Consider the following 19,721-nt stretch of genomic DNA (forward strand, 5'->3'; position numbering starts at 1 on the left):
GAAAGCGATGAAGGAATTAAGCGTTCTTGTCAAACTCGCTAAAATTCACATCTTCTTCTTTTTCACCAGCATGTTCATTGTAATAAATATCTTCATCAAGCCCACCTTCGCTTTTCGCAACAACACACGACACCATACAGTCACCTGTAATGTTAACTGCAGTACGGGTCATATCAAGTAAGCGGTCGACACCAATAATCAGGGCGATACCTTCAACTGGCAGGTTAACTTGCTGTAGTACCATGGCTAGCATGATTAAGCCCACACCTGGCACACCCGCCGTACCGATAGAAGCTAGGGTAGCGGTTAACACCACCATCATGTAGTCGCCCAAACTCAAATCAACACCATAAACTTGAGCGATAAATACGGTAGCCACACCCTGCATAATAGCGGTGCCATCCATATTGATGGTTGCACCTAAAGGAAGGGTAAAAGACGCGACTGAATTGTTAATACCCAATTTATTTCGCGCCGTTTCCATGGTGACTGGCAGTGTAGCGCTACTGCTTGAAGTACTAAATGCAAATAAAGCTGCATCGCGCATTTTCTTTAGTAGAACAACGGGGCTCAAGCCGCTTAAAAGTTTAAGCAATATTGAATAGGTCACTAAACCATGGATGATAAGCACGCCAAATACTAAGAAGAAGTATTTGGCCAAGCTAAAGATAGTGTCGCCACCAATGGTAGAGAACAGTTTAGCCATCAATACAAACACGCCGTAAGGCGCAAGATTCATGATGATGGTGACAAGGCGCATGATAACCGTGTTGATGTCTTCAAAAAACGCACTGACGCGTTTGCCTGCTTCGCCAGTCATCGCCATAGAAATACCGAATAACACTGCAAACACGATGATTTGAAGCATGTTGCCTTGCGCCATCGAGTTAATAGGGTTACTTGGAAACATATTAACGATAACGTCACCCAAACTTGGTGCAGTCTTCGCTTCAAATGACGTTTCAGTGGTTAGATTTAACCCTTCTCCTGGCGAAATAAGTAAAGCCATACTCATGGCCAGTGTGATTGCTATTGCAGTCGTGACAATATAAAGACCAACAGACTTAGCGCCTAACCGACCTAATTTACTCGGGTCGGACAGGGTACTGGTACCGCATATAAGCGAAACAAATACTAGTGGCACCACCAACATCTTTAAACTAGCGATAAAAATCTGCCCAAGGGTAGAAAATATACCATCTACAAAAATGCTATACGCAGAGAACTGGAAACCAAATACCGAAAACGTGAAATCTCCGCTATCATCGAACAATAGTTGAAGAAGCACACCTATCACGATACCGGCAATCATGCCGATAAAGATTCTGGTGGTTAAACTAAATTTATGTGCAGATTGAGACATTAAAATTCCCTGTACATTTTTATATTTTTATTTAGTGTGACAGATTCTATTGATTTTAAAACATAAAAAACGACCCAATTGTCATTTATAAAGGTTCAGGAACGAATTATGCGACAAATTACGCGCGTCTTGTCTAAGACACTCTGGCTATTTAGTACAATTTTTATACTAGCAGCATGTGGCGGAGGCGATTCAGTCTCTAGAGATGATAGCGATGGATCAGATGATGGCAGTGGTTCCTCCGCTACTGTTAATGTCGTATTAACCGTTCAAAACGCCAGCGGCGAAACCGACCGCAACCTAACCGCCGACAATTCTCTTACCGTTATTGCCACTGTTACCGATACCGACGGCGTTGCCCAAGCCGACCAACTAGTCACGTTTGCATTAAGTAATACCGACCTTGCGGTGTTCGGAAACGACACCGGTACAGCGCGAACTGACGAGAGCGGGGTAGCAAGAATTACCATTAATGCCAGCACTGCCTCAGGTGATGGTGAGATAACAGGTAGCTTGAGCAGCGGTGAAACTGGCTCTACTACTTTTTCGGCAGTAGGTAGCGCAACGGTTGACCCAGCAACCACGGTATCGTTGGCATTGCAAAATGCCGCAGGTGAATCAGACAGTGACTTGTCTTCAGAAAATAGCTTAACCGCAGTTGCTACGGTATTGAACAGTGAAGGTGAGCCACAAGAAGACTTAATTGTTACCTTCACACTAAGCAATGACGAATTAGCTGTTTTTGGAAATGATACAGGGACTGCCCGTACTAACGAGAGCGGTATTGCGAGTATCAGCTTAGCAGTTGGCACTGCATCGGGAGATGGGGAATTAACAGCGACACTTTCAACCCTTGAAAGTGACACGACTACCTTCAGTTCTACTGGAAGTGTTACCGTTAGCGAAGACCCCGCATCTCTACAATTATATGCAAGTGCGGTTCAGTTGGCCTCTAGTGGCTCTGACGATATCGAACTTATCGCATTAATTAAAAACGAACAAAGCGTGTTGATGGAAGGTGTTGAGGTTAACTTTTCTGCTAGCAATGAAGCCGGTGTCGAATTGCAATTAACCCAATCTACCACCACCGCCGATGGTACTGCCAGAGCGTTAGTGTCTACTCAGAATGATGCGTCGAATCGTACGGTAACGCTAACGGCTCAAACCGGCGCATTAGTTGAAACCGTTGATATTTTGATCACCGGCACCGAAGTTACTATTAATGGTGCAAATTCAGTTATATTGAATGACACCGCCGAATATACGTTGCGTGTTCAAGATTCTGATGGGGTAGCCATTGTTAATCAAACTATCCTATTAGAAGCAGCGAATGGTTCACTAAGTGAAACCTCGGTTAATACGGGGGCCGATGGTCAAGCGACTATCACTTACACAGCAACTACTTCGGGTGAAGATACGATCACTGCTTCGTCACTTAATGCCTCAGTAGAATTTGAATTAGAGGTTCAACAAGACGAATTTAGTTTTGTGGTACTGCCAGATGAAGAAATATCATTGAACGCCGCGGCCACAATCAGTGTTCAATGGCTACAAGATGGTACTCCAGCTGTGGGTAATAACGTGACATTTAGTGCTTCTCGCGGAGAGATTATTGGCGCAGCGCTTGTCACCACCGATGCTGAAGGTATTGCCTCTATCTCAATTGAGTCTGACAACGCCGGTTTTGCTTCAATTACTGCCACAGGTAGTGAGACTGGTAATGAGTCTACGGTGAATGCGGTTGCGCAAGTAGAATTTATCGCGGTTGAACCGTTCACCTTGATAGCTGATGCGACACCTGACCTGATTGGCCCTGATGGGCAAACCAGTACTATTACCGCAGTTGTCAGAGACCCTTCAGGTAACCTAGTTAAAAATACCGTGGTTAACTTCAACGTTGATGATGTATCTACTGGTTCTATTTCACCTTCTCAATCTACTACTGACAGTAGCGGTATAGCATCTACGGTATTTACCTCAGGTGCGCCTTCAAGTGAAGATGCCGTGATTATTCGCGCTTCTGTAGCAAGCGATGAAACGATTACTGACGAAGTGTATATGACCGTAGGGGATAGAGCATTTGATATCTCAATTGGTACTGGCAATGAAATTGAAGAGCCTGACCCCACCACTTACCTAAAACGCTTTGCTGTGTTTGTGTCTGATTCAGCCGGCCAGCCTGTTAGTGGCGTTGAGTTAACAGCTTCAGGTACGCCTGTTAAGTACAGCGAGAATGGCACATATTTTAAGGGCTTTTCGGAATGGGATGAGGACGAATCTATCCATGTTCTGTATGTCACTGCGACCTGCTTAAACGAAGACATCGACGGTGATGGGATTTTAGATACAGGTGAAGATAATAATAGTGACGGGTTCTTAACCCCCGGTATTGTAGGCACCTTAACGTTTGCTGATACAAGCGTAACTGATGAAAATGGTCAGGCCGAATTGGAGTATCGCTATCCGGCAAGTTACGGTGGTTGGTATAATATTGTGATTACTATTTTCGGTCAGTCTACAGGGAGTGAAGCAAGCCAAAATCACTATTACAGTTTAGGGATTTCTTCAGATGACTTAACCAATGAAGGGGCAGGTCTACCTGCGAACCCATTTGGATCTGAAGCTAATTGCAGTACTATTAATTAATACCATTTCAACTAACAAAAAAGCCGGCGCAAGCCGGCTTTTCTATATACAAAACAATAACTAATCTTGTTGAAATGGATATACAGAACCAAGCTTTAATAGCTGAGTAAGTTCATCCAGTGCAGTACGTGATTCAATCAGTAACTGCGGATCGCGTAAATCATCTTCAGCGAGTACATCACGGTAGTGTTTATCTACCCATTTGTTAAGACGCGCAAATTGCATGTCGTTAATTAAAGTCGATGGATTTACCGCATCAAGCTCTTGGTCGTTCATGGCTACACGTAAACGCAAGCACGCAGGGCCGCCACCATTTCGCATACTTTGCTTTACATCAAAATAGTTCACCGATTTTATCGGCGTGCCCAAAGTAACTAGTTTGTCTAAATAACGCTTAACCGCATCGTTTTCTTCACAGTCTGTTGGCGCAATAATCGTCATGTCACCGCTAGGTAGGGTGATGATTTGGGTATTGAAAAGATACGTTTTAATTGCATCTTGTACTGACACTTCATCAGTAGGCACTTCAATAAGATGAAGGGGGGAATCACCAAACTTGGTTTGTAGTTCTTTTAGCCCGGCGTCTTTTTTATAAAAGGCTTGGTCGTGGTAGAACAGTACGTTTTGGTTGCCCACGGCAATCACATCGTTATGGAAAACCCCTTGGTCGATAACATCAGGGTTTTGCTGCATGTACACCACGCCTTCTTCGCTTAACCCATGCAAGCGAGCAACAGCTTGGCATGCTTCTAGTGTTTGGCGGGCAGGGAATTTAGTGGGGGCGGGTTTACTGGGGTCGAAAGCGTGACGGCCATATACAAAAAGCTCTACTCCAGCGTGGCTGTAATCGGAACACAAGCGAGTATGATTTGCTGCGCCTTCGTCACCGAAATGTTCGTTATCTGGTAAATGTAAGTGGTGGGCAAAGTGCTTTTCGTTTGCGAAGGTTGCTTTTAAAATATTACCCGTCACTTGCGGCTCTAACGAACGATGAAACTTGTTTGTTAAGTTTGCAGGTGTAAAATGCACGCGACCATCGGCCGTATCAGCGCTTGGAGAGACTGTGGCGGCGTTTGCTGTCCACATGCTTGATGCAGAGCAACATGCTAAGAAAATCTCTCTAGATTGCTTTGCAGCGCTTTCTAGCACTCTGGCATCTGAACCAGAAAAGCCGAGTCGACGTAATGCTGCTATGTCTGGGCGTTCTTGAGGGGCAAGTACACCTTGCATCATGCCCATGTCAGACAAGGCTTTCATTTTTAGTAAACCTTGTTTAGCTGCTTGCTTAGGGCTGCTAACTGCATTGGCATTGTTCAGAGAAGCAACATTACCAAACGAGAGTCCGGCGTAGTTGTGGGTTGGGCCAACAAGCCCATCAAAGTTAACTTCAAATTGCTTCATACTTTCCCTCTATTTGGTGTTTGAGCGTTTGACCGCTACCCTATAAATGCATAACCCATGATTTGGGGAGTATTTACAGTGAAGCTAACGTCTCTTTTTTTGTTAGCCGCGAATTAATAAGCATAATAAATGCCTGTTAATTACTAGGCGCAAAGGCATAATGGCTGGCATTATACGGTTTTTATGCGCCTTGCCAATCAAGGTGGTTGAAAAGTAAACAGGAATTGCACGCGATTGAAGCAATGGGAAGAATAACTATTAAGAAGATCTTGTTTTCCATTCACTTTGTCGATATATGTTAAAAAAGCACGGGCACCGCAATGGCACAGTCTACGGGCCCTTTATCTTTGAGAATGACTAAAATAGTCCTTTAGAATCAATAGGTTTAATTCAATTATATGGCAAAATCTCTAGTCATAGTCGAGTCGCCAGCCAAAGCGAAAACGATAAATAAATATCTTGGTAAAGATTTTATCGTAAAAAGTTCTGTCGGCCATGTTCGCGATCTGCCTACGAAGGCATTGGGCAAAGTTGAGCCCAAAAAGCCAGCGAAAGAACTCAAAACTTATAGCGAAGAAGACAAGCAAGAATATCTTCGCAGACATGAATATTTAAAACTTGTTGACCGCATGGGTGTAGACCCAGAACAAAACTGGAAAGCCCACTATCAGGTTTTACAGGGTAAAGAAAAAGTGGTTAACGAGCTTAAACGCTTGGCCAAAGACGCTGACACTATTTATCTCGCAACGGATTTGGATAGAGAAGGGGAGGCTATTGCGTGGCACTTACAAGAGTTGCTGGGCAGTAAAGGCAAAACCTATCAGCGTGTGGTGTTTAACGAAATTACTAAAAACGCCATTCAAGAAGCCTTCTCAGATCCAGGTGAAGTGAACGTTGCTCGTGTAAATGCACAGCAAGCTAGACGTTTCCTCGACCGCGTTGTGGGCTTCATGGTGTCGCCGCTACTTTGGAAAAAGATAGCACGTGGCTTATCTGCTGGCCGAGTTCAATCGGTAGCTGTACGTCTAGTAGTTGACCGTGAACGTGAGATTAAAGCATTTGTTCCAGAAGAGTTTTGGGATATTCATGCAGACTTAACCAGTGAGCAAAAAGCAGCGCTGCGTATGTTGGTAGCCAAGCATGAAGGTAAAGCGTTTAAACCGGTTAATAAAGCGCAAGCAGACAAAGCATTAGAAGATTTGAACGGTGCTAAATACTTAGTTGAAAGCCGTGAATCTAAGCCTACGTCTAGCCGACCTTCAGCACCGTTTATTACCTCAACGTTGCAGCAAGCCGCGAGTACCCGTTTAGGTTTTGGTGTTAAGAAAACCATGATGATGGCGCAGCGCTTGTATGAAGCGGGTTACATCACTTATATGCGTACTGACTCAACAAACTTGAGCCAAGAAGCACTTGATAATTGCCGCGCCTATATCGATGATAATTTTGGCAGCCAATATCTACCAGAATCGCCTAATCGTTATGGTAGTAAAGAGGGCGCACAAGAAGCGCACGAAGCGATTCGCCCTTCAAATGTTAAGGTAAATGCTGCGCATTTAGGTGATATGGAGCGTGACGCTCAACGCCTTTACGAGCTTATTTGGCGCCAGTTTGTTGCGTGTCAAATGACGCCGGCTAAATACGATGCCACCACCATTAGAGTGGGTGCAGGTAATTACGAGTTAACGGCGAAAGGTCGTGTGTTGAAGTTTGACGGCTGGACACGTGTTCAACCACAGCTTCGCAAAAAAGGTGAAGAAGAGTTGATGCTGCCTGATGTTCAAAAAGGTGATGTATTAAACTTAAATGTGCTTGATCCCAAGCAGCACTTTACCAAACCAGTGGCTCGCTTTAACGAAGCGTCTTTGGTAAAAGAGTTAGAAAAACGCGGCATTGGCCGACCTTCTACATACGCAAGTATCATTTCTACCATTCAAGATCGCGGTTACGTTCGCCTTGAGAATAAGCGTTTCTATGCTGAAAAAATGGGTGAAATCGTTAACGACCGGTTGATGGAAAACTTTGATGACCTAATGAGTTTCGACTTTACCGCTAACATGGAGCAACAGCTTGATGATATAGCGGAAGGTAACAAAGATTGGAAAGACGTACTTAACCTTTTCTACAGCGATTTTTATGGCAAGTTGCTTAATGCCGAGAAAGCCCCTGAAGAAGGCGGAATGCGCCTTAATCAAGCTATTCCTGCTGGCATTACGTGTGACAAATGCGGACGTGAAATGAACGTGCGTACAGCATCTACCGGTGTGTTCCTTGGATGCTCTGGTTATAACTTACCGCCAAAAGAACGCTGCACTAACACCATGAACCTGACACCAGGTGATGAAGTGGTGAAAGTAGATGACGAAGAAGAGTTAGAAACCGAAGCGTTACGTGCTAAGAAGCGTTGTCCTATATGCAGTACTGCTATGGACAGTTACTTAGTGGACGAAACCCGTAAGTTGCATGTATGTGGTAATACACCAACCTGCGAAGGTACGTTAGTTGAAACTGGTACGTTCAAGATTAAAGGTTACGACGGCCCCATTATCGAATGTGATAAGTGTGGCAGTGACATGGAACTGAAAAACGGTCGCTTTGGTAAATACTTCGGTTGTACCAATGAAGAATGTAAGAATACGCGTAAGTTGTTACGTAACGGTGAGGCTGCGCCACCTAAAGAAGATCCGGTAGATTTACCAGAACTTCCTTGTGAAAAATCGGATGCGCACTTTGTATTACGTGATGGTGCTTCTGGTATTTTCATGGCGGCGCATAACTTCCCTAAATCTCGGGAAACGCGTGCACCAAAAGTGGAAGAGCTGGCGCGCTTTAGAGATAGAATTTCTGAAAAATTCTATTATCTGGCCGATGCACCGCAAAAAGATCCGGAAGGTAACCTTGCTATCGTTCGCTACAGTCGTAAGACCAAGCAACAATATGTGATGTCGGAAAATGAAGCGGGTAAAGCTACGGGTTGGTCTGCATGGTATAACGACGGTAAGTGGGAAACACAAGCCGCCAGTAAACCTGCTGCTAAAACCAAAGCGAAAGCCAAAAAGAAATAAAGAGATTTAGTATATGGCCTCGTTACAGGAACAGTTATTAAAAGCCGGCATAGCAGACAAAGGTTCTGCTAAGCAGGCGCGTGCTGAAAAGCGCAAAAAGAATAAGCAAAAGACAAAGAACAACCAGGGTGTGGTGGACGAAGCAACTATTGCTGCTCAAAAAGCCGCTGAAGAAAAGAAAGCCCGTTCACGTGAGTTGAATCAGTTGCAACAGCAAGAGCGTGAGAAGCGCTCCGTCATTGCACAAGTGAAGCAACTTATTGATGTGAATAAACAGCCGCGTAAAGGCGATACCGTACTGAATTTCACGCATGACAATGTAGTGAAGCGTATGTACGTGAGCGCTGAAATGCACAAGCAAGTCACCAAAGGCCGCTTAACTGTAGTTATCTTAGGTGACGCCTACGAGCTAGTGCCTACACCTGTAGCCGATAAAATTGCGCAGCGTGACGATAGCTTCATTATTTACCGTGCCGATTTAGACACCAGCGATAGCGATGGTAAAGAAGAAGCTCAAGACGATTGGTATGCCGACTACGACATTCCAGATGATCTTACGTGGTAACGAACTACTGTGGCGTGAAAAGTCTTTTTCACGCCTTTTTTCTTCCCTTCTCCTTTCCTTTTTTGATTTATATTCCATTCCTTTCGCGATTCAATTTTTCTCGCCTATTACTAAAAAGCTAGCGTTTGATTAGCACACCAATTTAACCATGTTTTAGTCACCTGTACGCCGTTATCCTGCCAATGCATTTCTAAGGGCACGGACAAAGGCATTGTAGGTGACATCGTAAGCGGAATAAAAACACAACCCTCTGTCTGTAAATTTTTAATACAGCTGGGTACTAAAGCCACATTTCGTGTACTGGCGATGTGGGTCAGTAGAGCATGCATACTACTAGGCTCGTTAGTTACTTGCGGTTGTACTTTCACGCGGTGAAATGCACTAATAATGGTGTCAAATAAGCTAGATGCTTGTTCTCTGGCAAATAACCTGAGCGGATAAGGCGCTAAATCAGCCAAATTTACGCTGCTATTTTTCGATAATGGATGCGCTACAAACACTACAAGAACAATAGGATCATCAGTTAAATGATGCTGATTAATGAGGCCAGTATAGCCGCCATCGATAGGTCGTGAAAAACCTACATCTATTCTTCCTTCACTAAAAGCTTCGAGCTGTTGCGCAGCCGTCATTTCAAATATTTGCACATCAATGAGTGGCTCACTTCGTGAGGAGCGATTTAATAATTCGGGCATAAAATGTGCGCATGCTGAGCTTAAGTAACCAATACGCAGTAACCCCTGTTTACCGTTGGCAACGCTTTAGGTTTAATATTGTGCTTGTTGGTAATGGGCTAAAATATCTTCAACATGGCGAAGAAATACTTTTCCAGGCGCGGTTAACTCCACATAACGCGTAGTACGCTCAAAAAGTTTAACGTTTAGGGATGACTCTAGTGCATGAATATGGCGACTAACTGCACTTTGAACCATGTGTAAACGCGTAGCAGCTAATGAAAAGCTTTTGCATTGGGCTACTTCAACAAAGGTGTACCTGTGTTTTAGGTTCATGAACGCTTGGCCCGTAGAGTTAGATTAATGCTGAACATGCATTAAAAGCACCTAAAATCATCATTTAACGGATAGCTTGCCAAGGTGAAAAATACAAACCGAGTTAATTTAGTTTCAATAGGGTTTTATGCAGTTATCACGTTTAGGCGAAATCACTTTATTAGTGATGTCAATGTTGACCATTATGGTTGGGGCGGTATTAGCGCCTGGGTTAAACTCCATTGCACCAGCCTTAGGTGTGAGTAAATTTGCACCCTTGCTTATCACTTTACCTGCATTGGGCGCTATTCTATTCGCCTCTTTTTTTGGAAAGCTCATTGACAGCATTGGGGCGCGCAAAACTTTAGTCATAGCCTTGTGGGGGTACTTACTATTAGGTATTGGTGGTATTTGGGTATACGGGCCTTTATGGGTAAGTATCGACCGAATTTTACTCGGTGGCTTTGCAGCGGGAGTCATGGCGTCAGGCACAGCGATTATTTCACAGTGGTATCATGGCAAGGCCAGACTATCTGTTATTGCTAAACAAGGCATGGCAATTGAGCTGGGCGGCGTAATAATACTATTTTTAGGTGGTCTGCTAAGTGAAATTAATTGGAGAGCGCCATTCTTACTCTACGGGTTGGCATTGATTTGTTTGGTGCTGACTGCAATGAGAATTCCGCATAATTAGCCTGAAAATCAAACGGTTACCATTGGTGAAGGTGGTCAAATTAATGAAAGCTTACGGTCTGTCTTAATCAATACCGTATTAGCCATGTCGCTGTTCTTTAGTATGTTTATAACACTACCTGGTCATCTTGGGGAGTTAGGTTACTGCGAAGCCGAAACGGGCTATTTACTGTCTTTTATCTCATCCATGGCTGTTTTATCTGCGCTGGTTATGCCACAGGTAGTCCATGCTAAATCAGAGAAACTCACCTTATTTTTAGCCTTTATAAGTTTCGCGGCAGCACACGCAATCTATACCCTTACTCAACCATACCACTGTTGAGCGTAGCAGTGAGGCGAATATGGGGCGGCATTTAGCCTGGTTTGCCATGGCGGTATTCTCGGGGCAGTTTTTAACGTCGGCGCTTGAGTTTTTACCTGTAGCAGATAGTGGTGTATTCACAGTGTGTGGGGTAATTGCAATTCTTTGCTCGATTTACGTAGTAAAATCGAAAGCGTAGCTAAGTGATTTAAAGGTAAGTAAACAGTGTTAGCACTGTTTACTTACGCAAAAAGCGAGTTACGTAAGTGACGCTTAACCTTACGCGTTACGCACATTTATCTAAATAATCATTGAGGCCAGCTAAGTATTGAGCTTTCTCAGCGGTACTCAGCCAGCTTGCCTTAAAGCTGTTTGCCACTAGCGTAGTTAGCTCATCTTCGCTAAATCCCCCTTCTTGCTGAAGTGCAATAAGGTTTTCATTTAAATACGCTCTGAAATAAGAAGGATCGTCTGAGTTAATCGTTGGCATTAACCCACGTTCAAGCATGGCTTTTATTTCAACTGAGGTAAGTGATTGCACCACGAATTGATTAGACACAGGACAAACCGTTAACCCAATATTTTTTTGCTTCACTAATTCGCATAACGCGTCTGATGCTAAAATATTGACGCCATGATCTATTCTGTCAACGTCTATATCTTCTAGTACTTGGCGAATATGTTCTAGGGTATTTTGCTGATTCACATCGCAATGCATTGTAAGTTTTAATCCCCACTCACGGGCTTTAGCAAATACCTCGGCAAACTTAGCGGGCGGGTTATTGTGTTCATCTGAATCTAACCCTACGCCAATGAGTTTACTTAGATGAGGCTCTGCCATAATTAGATGCTTCATGGCAGACTCGGCCGACATATCACGAAGAAAACACAGTATAAGATTACTTTGCACACCCAGTTTATTACTTGCATCTTGTTGTGCTCGATAGATACCTTCAATGACGGTATCAAAATCTACACCCCTGGAAGTATGCGCTTGTGGGTCGAAAAAGAGTTCCACATATACAATGTGCTGCGCCGCTGCTTTTTCAAAGTAAGCCATGGTAAGTGCGTAAAAGTCTTCTTCTTCAACCAATACACTCATGCCTGCGTAATAAATATCTAAAAAAGAGGGAAGGTCGTGAAAATTATAAGCATCCACCATTTGCTCTGGGGTTTCAGCATTCAGTTTTATGGCATTTTTCTGTGCTAATTCAAAGCTTAGCTCGGGCTCTAATGTGCCTTCAATATGAACATGTAGTTCGGCTTTTGGCATCTTTTGTATGAATTCTTGCATATGGCCTCGGTGTTATTTTTTAGATTAACGCGCGAAAAACGCATTCAGTCTGAAATACAGCTCGTTTACGACGCTGTTTGAAGTCGGTTTATGTGTAACGCTACGTAGAGTCAAAGCCACATAAAGTTAACGCTACATAAAATCAACGCTAGATAGAGACAAAGCAATGCAATAAACACGCCTTAGTTCAAAGTCATTGTAATCAATTAAATAGCGTAAGTTATTAATAGTAATGGGTTAATATCGGTTTTATTCCGTGTTCATGTACAGGTTGTACAGGTGTGTAATGGAAAATGATAAGTAAATAACCTGTCTAGTGCACAGGAGGCGTTTTGGCGTTAATGGCATCACGCGACAATAAGTGGCAAATGCATCGAGTTAGTGCAGCGTTGTGGTTTATAACACTGGGGATTTCACCACACGCCGGTATGCTCAGTGTGAATTGACCGCTCAATGATAGGGTGCTTGAAGGGGTAAATACTAAAAACCCGGGTAACGTCTTGAATGGATACTTGTACAAACCGCTCCGCGCCAGCAAACCCTTCCAGTTTTGGGTGAGACCACAAGATGGATGCTTTGCCATTAACGAACAAGATATCCCCATTGCTATCATCAACAAAGCATAAACCAACACGTCCATCTGATTCGATGTTACCAAGGGTATTAAAAAACTTATTCCCACTAAAGTCAGGAAACAACAAGCTACTTTCATCTACGTCAATGAAGCCAGGCTTGCCGCCTCGATGCGATACATCGAGTCCGTGGCGAGGGTCGTCGGTAAAGTCATGGTGCCTTGAGGCAATGTAAAATGTATCCGCCCGAGCGATTAGCAAAGCATCTTTACTGGTTAGCGCACTGGAACGTGCATATTGAGTATTTGAATTTGTGCTTAAGCTGGCTTCCAGTGTAGGTGCCACATCACGGTGCAAGGTACCTCGAGGGTGAATATACTGAGGGCAGTTTCCATAACTTTGCTCTACTTGCACGCGTATAACACCACCCCGATTGTGCATTATTAGTCCGTTGAGCCTATTACGGCGGCGAGTGCTGAGTTGCAACCCAAGTAGCGCAATTTTACTGCCAGTATTACCATCTAACAATGCGACATCATTAATTAACCAAGTTACATTATCGTCTAAGGCAAGTGAAAGCTGAGTGGGTGATGGCGACTGAATATAGTGGTGGTCGTCAACAGTGGTATGGTCACCCCAAAGTGGTATAGCCCAGGGATGCCCCTGACTATCCACAAGGCCAGCCATCATGAATGGGCTATTGCAAAAAAAAGCGCGGTGCTGCGCTGGCATAAAAGGGCGTATGAAGCCTTTCATCTGCTCATCCATACGCTCAGCAACGCCTAAACGTTGCTGAATGCGATATTCCTCAGTATGAAAGACACTCGCATTACTTGAATTAACGCTGCTCATAACAGATCCTACAGCCTACATTCCACTATGGGAGAACTGGCCATAGGAATGAAATTAGCGAGCGATTCAATGCGGTTAACCCAAGCGCGAATAGCGGGGTAGGGTTGCAACGAAACACCCCCTTCAGGTGCATGGGCTATGTAACTGTACATGGCAATATCCCCAAGCGTCAGCGAGTCGGTAGCCAAGTATGATTTGGTGTCGGTTAAAGTATCTTCCATCACTTTTAGCAAGTTTTCAGTTATTGCTAATGCGCTGGCTACATCAATATTGGCACCAAATACATACTCAAGACGAAGTGCTGCTGGGCCTTTGGCAAGTTCACCTGAAGCCACTGAAAGCCAGCGTTGTACACGGGCCTTTTCAATAGGTGTCGCCCCCATCCAAGGATAAATACTGCCGTAAGTATCTGCTAAATAGACAATAATGGCGTTGGAGTCTGACACTGTGTGTTCACCATCAACAATCACTGGTACCTGCCCGAAAGGGTTCTTGGTAATAAAGTCTGTCGATTTGTGTGCGCCGTTAACCATATCAAGTTCGTGATTAATGTAGCTAATACCGAGCAGCGACATAAACAATTCCACTTTATGACAATGCCCAGATTTTGGGTTTCGATAATGAATAATAGGTGCGTCTTTCATTGTGCTATTTGGGGCATTTTTCGGTAATGAAGTCATCAACATTCTCCTTATAAATCAAGTTCTGTAAGGCTTGGAAAGTCATCGGGACGGCTATCGCCTTCCCAAGTCAGTTTTCGTTCATTGTCACTAATAGGGTGGTCATTAATACTGGCAATGCGGCGCTGCATTAAGCCTTCTGGGTTGAACTCCCAGTTTTCGTTGCCATAAGCCCTAAACCATTGTGCTGAGGCATCTTGATATTCATAAGCAAAGCGAACAGCAATACGATTATCAGTATGCGCCCACAGCGCTTTTACCAATTTATAGTTAAGTTCTCTGGCCCATTTTCGTGTTAAAAAAGCCTCGATTTGAGCCGTTCCGGTAATAAACTCAGCACGATTTCGCCACTGACAATCAGCCGTGTACGCTGCAGCTACTCGCACAGGAGAACGACTATTCCAAGCATCTTCAGCCAGGCGAATTTTTTCAATAGCAGTTTCTTTGGTAAAAGGGGGAAGTGGAGGTCTCATAAGCTCATCCTGTTTATTTATATTGCAGTGAGTATGATTGCTTGCTAAAAATAAATAATTACTCAATTTTGAAATTTATAATTTCATTATTTGAAATAATAAAAGTGTAGAATAGTTGGTAAACCCCATTAGGAATGAGTAAAGCGACTCGGTATGGATAGAATACAAGCAATGTCAGTGTTTGCGGAAGCAGCTAAGCTTGGCAGTTTTGTGAGCGCTGCCGAGCAATTGTCGATGTCGGCTCCGGCGGTAACGCGGGCTATCGCTACTTTAGAAGCACAGTTGAACACGCGATTGTTCCATCGTACAACTCGTCGTATTCGATTAACCGAAGCGGGCATACAATACCTTAATGACGTACAGAGAATATTGGCAGACATAGCACAAAGTGAAGCTGCAATTGCGGGTGTTCAGTTATTGCCAAAGGGTACGCTGAGTGTAACGGCGCCCGTGTTATTTGGTGAGCTTTACATTACACCTATCATTGCTCAGTTTTTACGAGACTTTCCTGAAGTAAATGTGCATGGCTATATGTACGACAACATTGTTGATCTACTCGACACAAAAATTGATGTGGCAATAAGAATTAGTCAGCCGAAAGACTCTGGTTTATATGCCACTACTGTGGGGTACGTAAGAAAGGTAACGGTAGCATCGCCAGACTATTTAGCTAATGCACCAAACCTAAAAACACCGGAAGATTTAAAACATCATACTTTGCTGTACCCGAGTGACTTCAAGGAGCCGCCGGTGTGGAATTTCAAACGTAATGGTAAAACGGTAGCCATCCGTTTACAGCCTAGATTTGAATGCAATCAAAATCGTTCGACAATTAGCGCCGCAAAATCTGGGCTAGGCATCACGCGCTTGATGTCTTATCAAGTAGCGGATGCAATAGAGAAGGGGGAACTAGTGAGTGTGTTAGATGAATTTAACGATGAAAAGTTACCTATACAAGTAGTCAGTCTTGAAGGGCGTCATAACCTAGAAAAAGTGAAGAAATTCGTAGAATATGTCAAAAGTGCCTTAGCAAAAGATGTGTACTTGAATTCTTAATCTCACGCTAATATTCAACAAGCTGATAAACAATCCGTTTAACAAGTTGTTCATTCGAGCTGTTCATAAGAGCTCGGCACAACCCTTTTTAAAAGCGCTGTACTTAAACGTTGAATTGCGATTGATACGTTACTTCTACTTACCCTGGTTAATACCCTCATTAATGACTTCGTTTCTTTCTCGTTCGTAGGTGTCATAGCTTTTTTGATACTGAGCTTCGCACTCTTCTCGTTGTGCGCCATAAAGTTTACGGCACTCTTGAAGACGGTTCTCTTGCGTAGCTTCGTACAAATCTTGCGACGTGCAAGCGAATAAAAACGGCGATACCGTTGCCACTACCGCGAGGGATGCGAGTTTGCGATTAAACATAAATTACCTTTGAGAAGAGAACTGCCACACTCGTGGCTAACAGGTATTTGTTATGACGGTTCAAATTCCATTTGGTTCATTGATTCACCCGTGCATTTTTTAGTGCTATCTTCATGCAGGTTTGATAAAAATAGCCCCATAAATAAAGAGTAAATAACCAGTCTTATGATTTCTTGGAAAGTATTAACATTTACTCAGCTCAATACCCATCAGTTGTTCGAGCTTATGAAGCTGCGAGTTGATGTATTTGTGGTAGAACAAACATGCCCATACCCTGAGCTTGATGAAAAAGACAGACATAGCGATACGCGGCATTTATTGGGCTTTACTAACAACAAATTAGTCGCTTATGCCCGTTTGATCCCTGCGGGGGTGAGTTATCCTGGGGTAAGTATTGGCAGAGTGGCTACCCATGCTGACTTCAGAGGCAATGGTGCGGGTATAAGCTTGTTAACTGAGGCGATAAAACAGTGTGAAAACCTGTGGCCGAATAAAGATATTGAAATTGGTGCACAAGAATATTTGTTAGCGTTTTATCGTAAGTTTGGTTTTGTGCAAACATCACAAATGTATCTGGAAGATGATATACCTCATGTGGACATGAAGCGTAAAGCCGTAGTTTGATTCAAGTATCGCCTGGGTATTTAGGGGGGGAGATAATTAGGGCTGGTAGTTAATTAGGGCGGGTAAACGCCCGCCCTAAAAAAAACGGTAATTATTGTTGCTTAGGTAGCATGTCTACCAATTCGTTAAGGTCATTTACTTTGTAATCGGGTGCAATAGCCAGTGGATACAATACCTTGCCTGGGCGGGCAATAAAGGCGGCTTGCCAACCGGCTTGTTTAGCGCCAGCAATATCCCAACCATGTGCAGCAACTAGCATCGCATCTTCGGGTTTAACCCCCATTTTTTCAGCGGCCCATGCATAAGTGCGAAGATCAGGTTTGTATAGGTTGATATCTTCAACACTTAAGCGGTGTTCAAAAAAATCCAGTAAGTCAGCGTTTTTAAACTGGGTATACACGCCTTTGTTTGAAGAGTTGGTCAAGCTTACCAGTGTATAGCCTTTGTCTTTTAACGCTTGTAAACCACTACGCACATCTGGGTGTGGTGGCAAACTACGAAGTGGGGTAACAATGGCCGTTTTCGCTTGTTCTTGAGTAAGCGAGATGCCTTCTATCTCAGCCACCATTAGCAATGACGCCACACCAATTTCACCGAAAGTGTGAAAACGTTGGGTGGTAGAGTCTACCAATGAGTGATGCAACATGGTTGAAAACCACAAAGGGAGTAGTTCATTACGCCCGCCTAATGCTTCTCCCACTGAGCTTCGCATTGCAGTCAGATCTAGCAGGGTTTCGTTCACATCGAAGAATATAACTTTTGGGGCTGATGGCTTACCCGTTTCCATGTTGCTGTCTGCAGGTTGTTGAGCATAGCTTGAAAATAACGGTAGTGTGAGTAGTACCGCAGTAATAAATCGTTTCATAAGGTGTCCTCTTCTAATGAGCAAGGTAAGTGAGCGAATAATAAGAGTGGGTTTTACCAATGATATAAAAATAGACGTTCATATTTTGAATGATTGCTCAAAACGATAAAGGAGATTGCAGTAGGGTTCAATAACTTTTTGAGTGTTTGTTCAAAATTGCTATGATGTAAATAGAAAAAATAGGAAATAAGCGAACGAAAGGTACCTGTGATGGCTAAAGCACAATTTGATAAAAACAGTATATTGGATAAAACGATTATGCTGTTTTGGCAGCAAGGCTACCATGGAACATCGATGCAAGACGTTACCGCTACCACAGGGTTAAAGCCGGGCAGCTTGTACAACAGTTTTGGCAATAAAGAGCAGCTGTTTATTGCCAGTTTGGAACGTTACGCACAGCGTAGCGCTGACAAAATGAAGCTTGCGATGTCATATGGCACAGGTGAGGGCATTGTTATGCTGCTGACCGACATGGTGGCAGCAAGAGGGAAGAAAGACTACGCAAGCTGCTTTATCATTAAAACCCAACTAGAACTTACCAGTACGGAGCCTAAGCTCGCTAAGCTTGCTGGAGACTATTTAAGCCGTACTAAAGCGCAGTACAAACTGGCGATTGCCAGCGAATACGGTGAAGCGCTGAGTGAGGTGTATGCCACGTCGGTCATGATGGCTATTTTCGGTATTCGGGTTTACGGATATCAGCAACCAAACGAGGCCGATGTGCTTGAAAGCCTCAGGCTGTCTTTACACTGGTTGCCTTGGACAAAGCACTAAATTAACGTCGCTAAGGCGATATCGGTTTGCCTAGTCAGTTCACCGTTAATCTTCCAGTGGTCAGGGCTCCAACCGGCTAAAAATCGATTAAAATCAGCGCAGGCAATAGGATATAGCGCTCGCCACTCCCGTTCTATTTCTTTATGTTGTGATTGGTATTTTGTGCCTATTAGTTGGCTGCTTAGGCACTCGAAATAGTAATCCAAACAATGAGTAGTGTGGGTTCGTTGATTGCTTTCACTTAATGCGCTGCCAATAAAATAAGCAACGTCTTTTATTCCTACACCTAATCCAGTGTATTGAAAATCCACACCACCGCATCGGGTAAAGTCGGGGGTAAAGCAAAAGTTGGCAACCTTGGCATCACCGTGTAATAAGGTTTGAAAGCGTGCTGATGAAAGTTGGGTCGACAATCTGCTAGCTTCCCGTTTTAAAGGCCCATCTACCATCGCTTGCCATTCATCTTGTCGTGTACTCAAATGCCAGTAAGTGCCTTCGGGCCAGACATTCGTGTCAACAATACCCATGAAGCGAGCATGAAATGCTGCCAGCCAACGCAATACCGATTGCGCTTGTTTTACACTTAGCGAAGTGGCACGTGTTGTCAATCCCCCGTTATCTAGATCATCCATTACTAAGATATGTGCATTGCTATCGTTTTCACCGCTAGCGGCTGCTAAGCACATAGGGGTTAAGCAGTCTGCGTTAGTGCTAGGTTGCAAACGGGTGTAAAAGTAGTGCTCTACCTGAAATGATCGGCATTTTCTAAGGTGACTGGTATTGGTTTGCCATCCTTTTGGGTGGCTAATTTGTGAAGAGGGTTGAACGCACTTGGCCACTACAGGTATTGAAGTGTTCTTAGCGTTATCAAACAGGGTTGCACGAAAGCATGCGCCATAACCACTCCATAGTGACTGAATCAGCACTGGGGAACGCACTTCTTTTTGAGTGGTTCTTTCTAACCAATCAATCAAGCTGGGTTTAACTTTATCCAACGTTTTATTCCCACTGTTCAGCAATATGAATGACCATTAAAAAAGCCGCAATTAAGCGGCTTCTTATCGTGTGTAAACAACCTTAGTTCCTAGTAATAACGCTAGTCAAGGATGACTAGCGCTATCACTAACTAGGGTTGCTAG

Annotated in this window: 19 protein-coding genes and 1 pseudogene; 9 read left to right on the top strand and 11 right to left on the bottom strand. The window is 43.7% G+C overall.

Annotation, left to right across the window (positions count from 1 at the left end):
* Positions 1–16: 16 nt before the first annotated feature.
* On the bottom strand, positions 17–1,363 hold the full coding sequence (locus C7Y69_RS06450; RefSeq protein WP_126872171.1) for a dicarboxylate/amino acid:cation symporter: 1,347 nt from the start codon (positions 1,361–1,363) through the stop codon (positions 17–19).
* Between the two features lie 108 nt (positions 1,364–1,471).
* On the opposite strand from C7Y69_RS06450, the gene C7Y69_RS06455 reads away from it, so the two are divergent.
* The gene (locus C7Y69_RS06455) at positions 1,472–4,009 is read left to right on the top strand and encodes a beta strand repeat-containing protein (protein ID WP_126872172.1); all 2,538 of its coding nucleotides are present in this window, start codon (positions 1,472–1,474) and stop codon (positions 4,007–4,009) included.
* A 60-nt stretch (positions 4,010–4,069) separates the two neighbouring features.
* Here the strand turns inward: C7Y69_RS06455 and astB are convergent, their stop codons facing one another.
* Positions 4,070–5,410, bottom strand: a complete 1,341-nt coding sequence (astB, locus tag C7Y69_RS06460) for an N-succinylarginine dihydrolase (protein ID WP_013784486.1) — start codon at positions 5,408–5,410, stop codon at positions 4,070–4,072.
* Positions 5,411–5,808: 398 nt separating this feature from the next.
* Here astB and topA point away from each other — a divergent pair, with 398 nt between their 5' ends.
* Positions 5,809–8,475, top strand: a complete 2,667-nt coding sequence (topA, locus tag C7Y69_RS06465; protein WP_126872173.1) for a type I DNA topoisomerase — start codon at positions 5,809–5,811, stop codon at positions 8,473–8,475.
* A gap of 13 nt (positions 8,476–8,488) precedes the next feature.
* Positions 8,489–9,040, top strand: a complete 552-nt coding sequence (locus tag C7Y69_RS06470; RefSeq protein ID WP_126872174.1) for a DUF2058 domain-containing protein — start codon at positions 8,489–8,491, stop codon at positions 9,038–9,040.
* Between the two features lie 110 nt (positions 9,041–9,150).
* Here the strand turns inward: C7Y69_RS06470 and C7Y69_RS06475 are convergent.
* Together C7Y69_RS06475 and C7Y69_RS06480 are read right to left on the bottom strand one after the other, a co-directional pair.
* Positions 9,151–9,780, bottom strand: a pseudogene (locus tag C7Y69_RS06475) (LysR family substrate-binding domain-containing protein); the annotation flags it as partial.
* A gap of 27 nt (positions 9,781–9,807) precedes the next feature.
* Entirely contained in the window at positions 9,808–10,050 is a 243-nt protein-coding gene (locus tag C7Y69_RS06480) for a LysR family transcriptional regulator (RefSeq protein WP_126872176.1), read from the bottom strand.
* A 127-nt stretch (positions 10,051–10,177) separates the two neighbouring features.
* Between C7Y69_RS06480 and C7Y69_RS06485 the strand changes: the two genes are divergently transcribed.
* From C7Y69_RS06485 to C7Y69_RS21525, 3 genes are all read left to right on the top strand, one after another.
* Positions 10,178–10,723: an MFS transporter gene (locus C7Y69_RS06485; protein ID WP_126872177.1), complete on the top strand. Its 546-nt coding sequence runs from the start codon at positions 10,178–10,180 to the stop codon at positions 10,721–10,723.
* An 84-nt stretch (positions 10,724–10,807) separates the two neighbouring features.
* On the top strand, positions 10,808–11,044 hold the full coding sequence (locus C7Y69_RS06490) for a hypothetical protein (protein WP_126872178.1): 237 nt from the start codon (positions 10,808–10,810) through the stop codon (positions 11,042–11,044).
* A 19-nt stretch (positions 11,045–11,063) separates the two neighbouring features.
* Positions 11,064–11,222, top strand: coding sequence for a hypothetical protein (locus C7Y69_RS21525; protein ID WP_185864147.1), 159 nt, complete (start codon positions 11,064–11,066; stop codon positions 11,220–11,222).
* Between the two features lie 87 nt (positions 11,223–11,309).
* Here the strand turns inward: C7Y69_RS21525 and add are convergent, their stop codons facing one another.
* From add to C7Y69_RS06510, 4 genes are all read right to left on the bottom strand, one after another.
* Positions 11,310–12,317 (bottom strand): adenosine deaminase, encoded by a 1,008-nt coding sequence (gene add, locus C7Y69_RS06495; protein ID WP_126872179.1) that lies wholly within the window; start codon positions 12,315–12,317, stop codon positions 11,310–11,312.
* A gap of 413 nt (positions 12,318–12,730) precedes the next feature.
* Positions 12,731–13,741: a pyridoxamine 5'-phosphate oxidase family protein gene (locus C7Y69_RS06500; protein ID WP_013784476.1), complete on the bottom strand. Its 1,011-nt coding sequence runs from the start codon at positions 13,739–13,741 to the stop codon at positions 12,731–12,733.
* An 8-nt stretch (positions 13,742–13,749) separates the two neighbouring features.
* Positions 13,750–14,421, bottom strand: coding sequence for a glutathione S-transferase (locus tag C7Y69_RS06505; RefSeq protein ID WP_013784475.1), 672 nt, complete (start codon positions 14,419–14,421; stop codon positions 13,750–13,752).
* 11 nt (positions 14,422–14,432) lie between these two features.
* The gene (locus C7Y69_RS06510; protein ID WP_013784474.1) at positions 14,433–14,894 is read right to left on the bottom strand and encodes a DUF1348 family protein; all 462 of its coding nucleotides are present in this window, start codon (positions 14,892–14,894) and stop codon (positions 14,433–14,435) included.
* Positions 14,895–15,047: 153 nt separating this feature from the next.
* Between C7Y69_RS06510 and C7Y69_RS06515 the strand changes: the two genes are divergently transcribed.
* Positions 15,048–15,950, top strand: coding sequence for a LysR family transcriptional regulator (locus C7Y69_RS06515; RefSeq protein WP_126872180.1), 903 nt, complete (start codon positions 15,048–15,050; stop codon positions 15,948–15,950).
* Between the two features lie 135 nt (positions 15,951–16,085).
* On the opposite strand, the gene C7Y69_RS06520 is transcribed toward C7Y69_RS06515, so the two are convergent.
* Complete coding sequence (locus C7Y69_RS06520) at positions 16,086–16,319, bottom strand: hypothetical protein (RefSeq protein WP_126872181.1); 234 nt, start codon at positions 16,317–16,319, stop codon at positions 16,086–16,088.
* 165 nt (positions 16,320–16,484) lie between these two features.
* Between C7Y69_RS06520 and C7Y69_RS06525 the strand changes: the two genes are divergently transcribed.
* Positions 16,485–16,943 carry a GNAT family N-acetyltransferase gene (locus tag C7Y69_RS06525; RefSeq protein WP_126872182.1) on the top strand — a complete coding sequence of 153 codons (459 nt, stop codon included), beginning with the start codon at positions 16,485–16,487 and terminating at the stop codon, positions 16,941–16,943.
* Between the two features lie 91 nt (positions 16,944–17,034).
* On the opposite strand, the gene C7Y69_RS06530 is transcribed toward C7Y69_RS06525, so the two are convergent.
* A complete protein-coding gene (locus tag C7Y69_RS06530; protein ID WP_185864148.1) occupies positions 17,035–17,808 on the bottom strand; it encodes a haloacid dehalogenase type II in 774 nt (257 codons plus the stop codon).
* Positions 17,809–18,018: 210 nt separating this feature from the next.
* Here C7Y69_RS06530 and C7Y69_RS06535 point away from each other — a divergent pair, with 210 nt between their 5' ends.
* A complete protein-coding gene (locus C7Y69_RS06535) occupies positions 18,019–18,582 on the top strand; it encodes a TetR/AcrR family transcriptional regulator (protein WP_126872183.1) in 564 nt (187 codons plus the stop codon).
* Here C7Y69_RS06535 and C7Y69_RS06540 read toward each other — a convergent pair.
* Positions 18,579–19,577 (bottom strand): phosphotransferase family protein, encoded by a 999-nt coding sequence (locus tag C7Y69_RS06540; protein ID WP_126872184.1) that lies wholly within the window; start codon positions 19,575–19,577, stop codon positions 18,579–18,581. The genes C7Y69_RS06535 and C7Y69_RS06540 overlap by 4 nt on opposite strands.
* Between the last annotated feature and the right edge of the window lie 144 nt (positions 19,578–19,721).

The organism is Alteromonas sp. KS69, from assembly GCF_003989595.1.
Lineage (GTDB): Bacteria > Pseudomonadota > Gammaproteobacteria > Enterobacterales > Alteromonadaceae > Alteromonas > Alteromonas naphthalenivorans.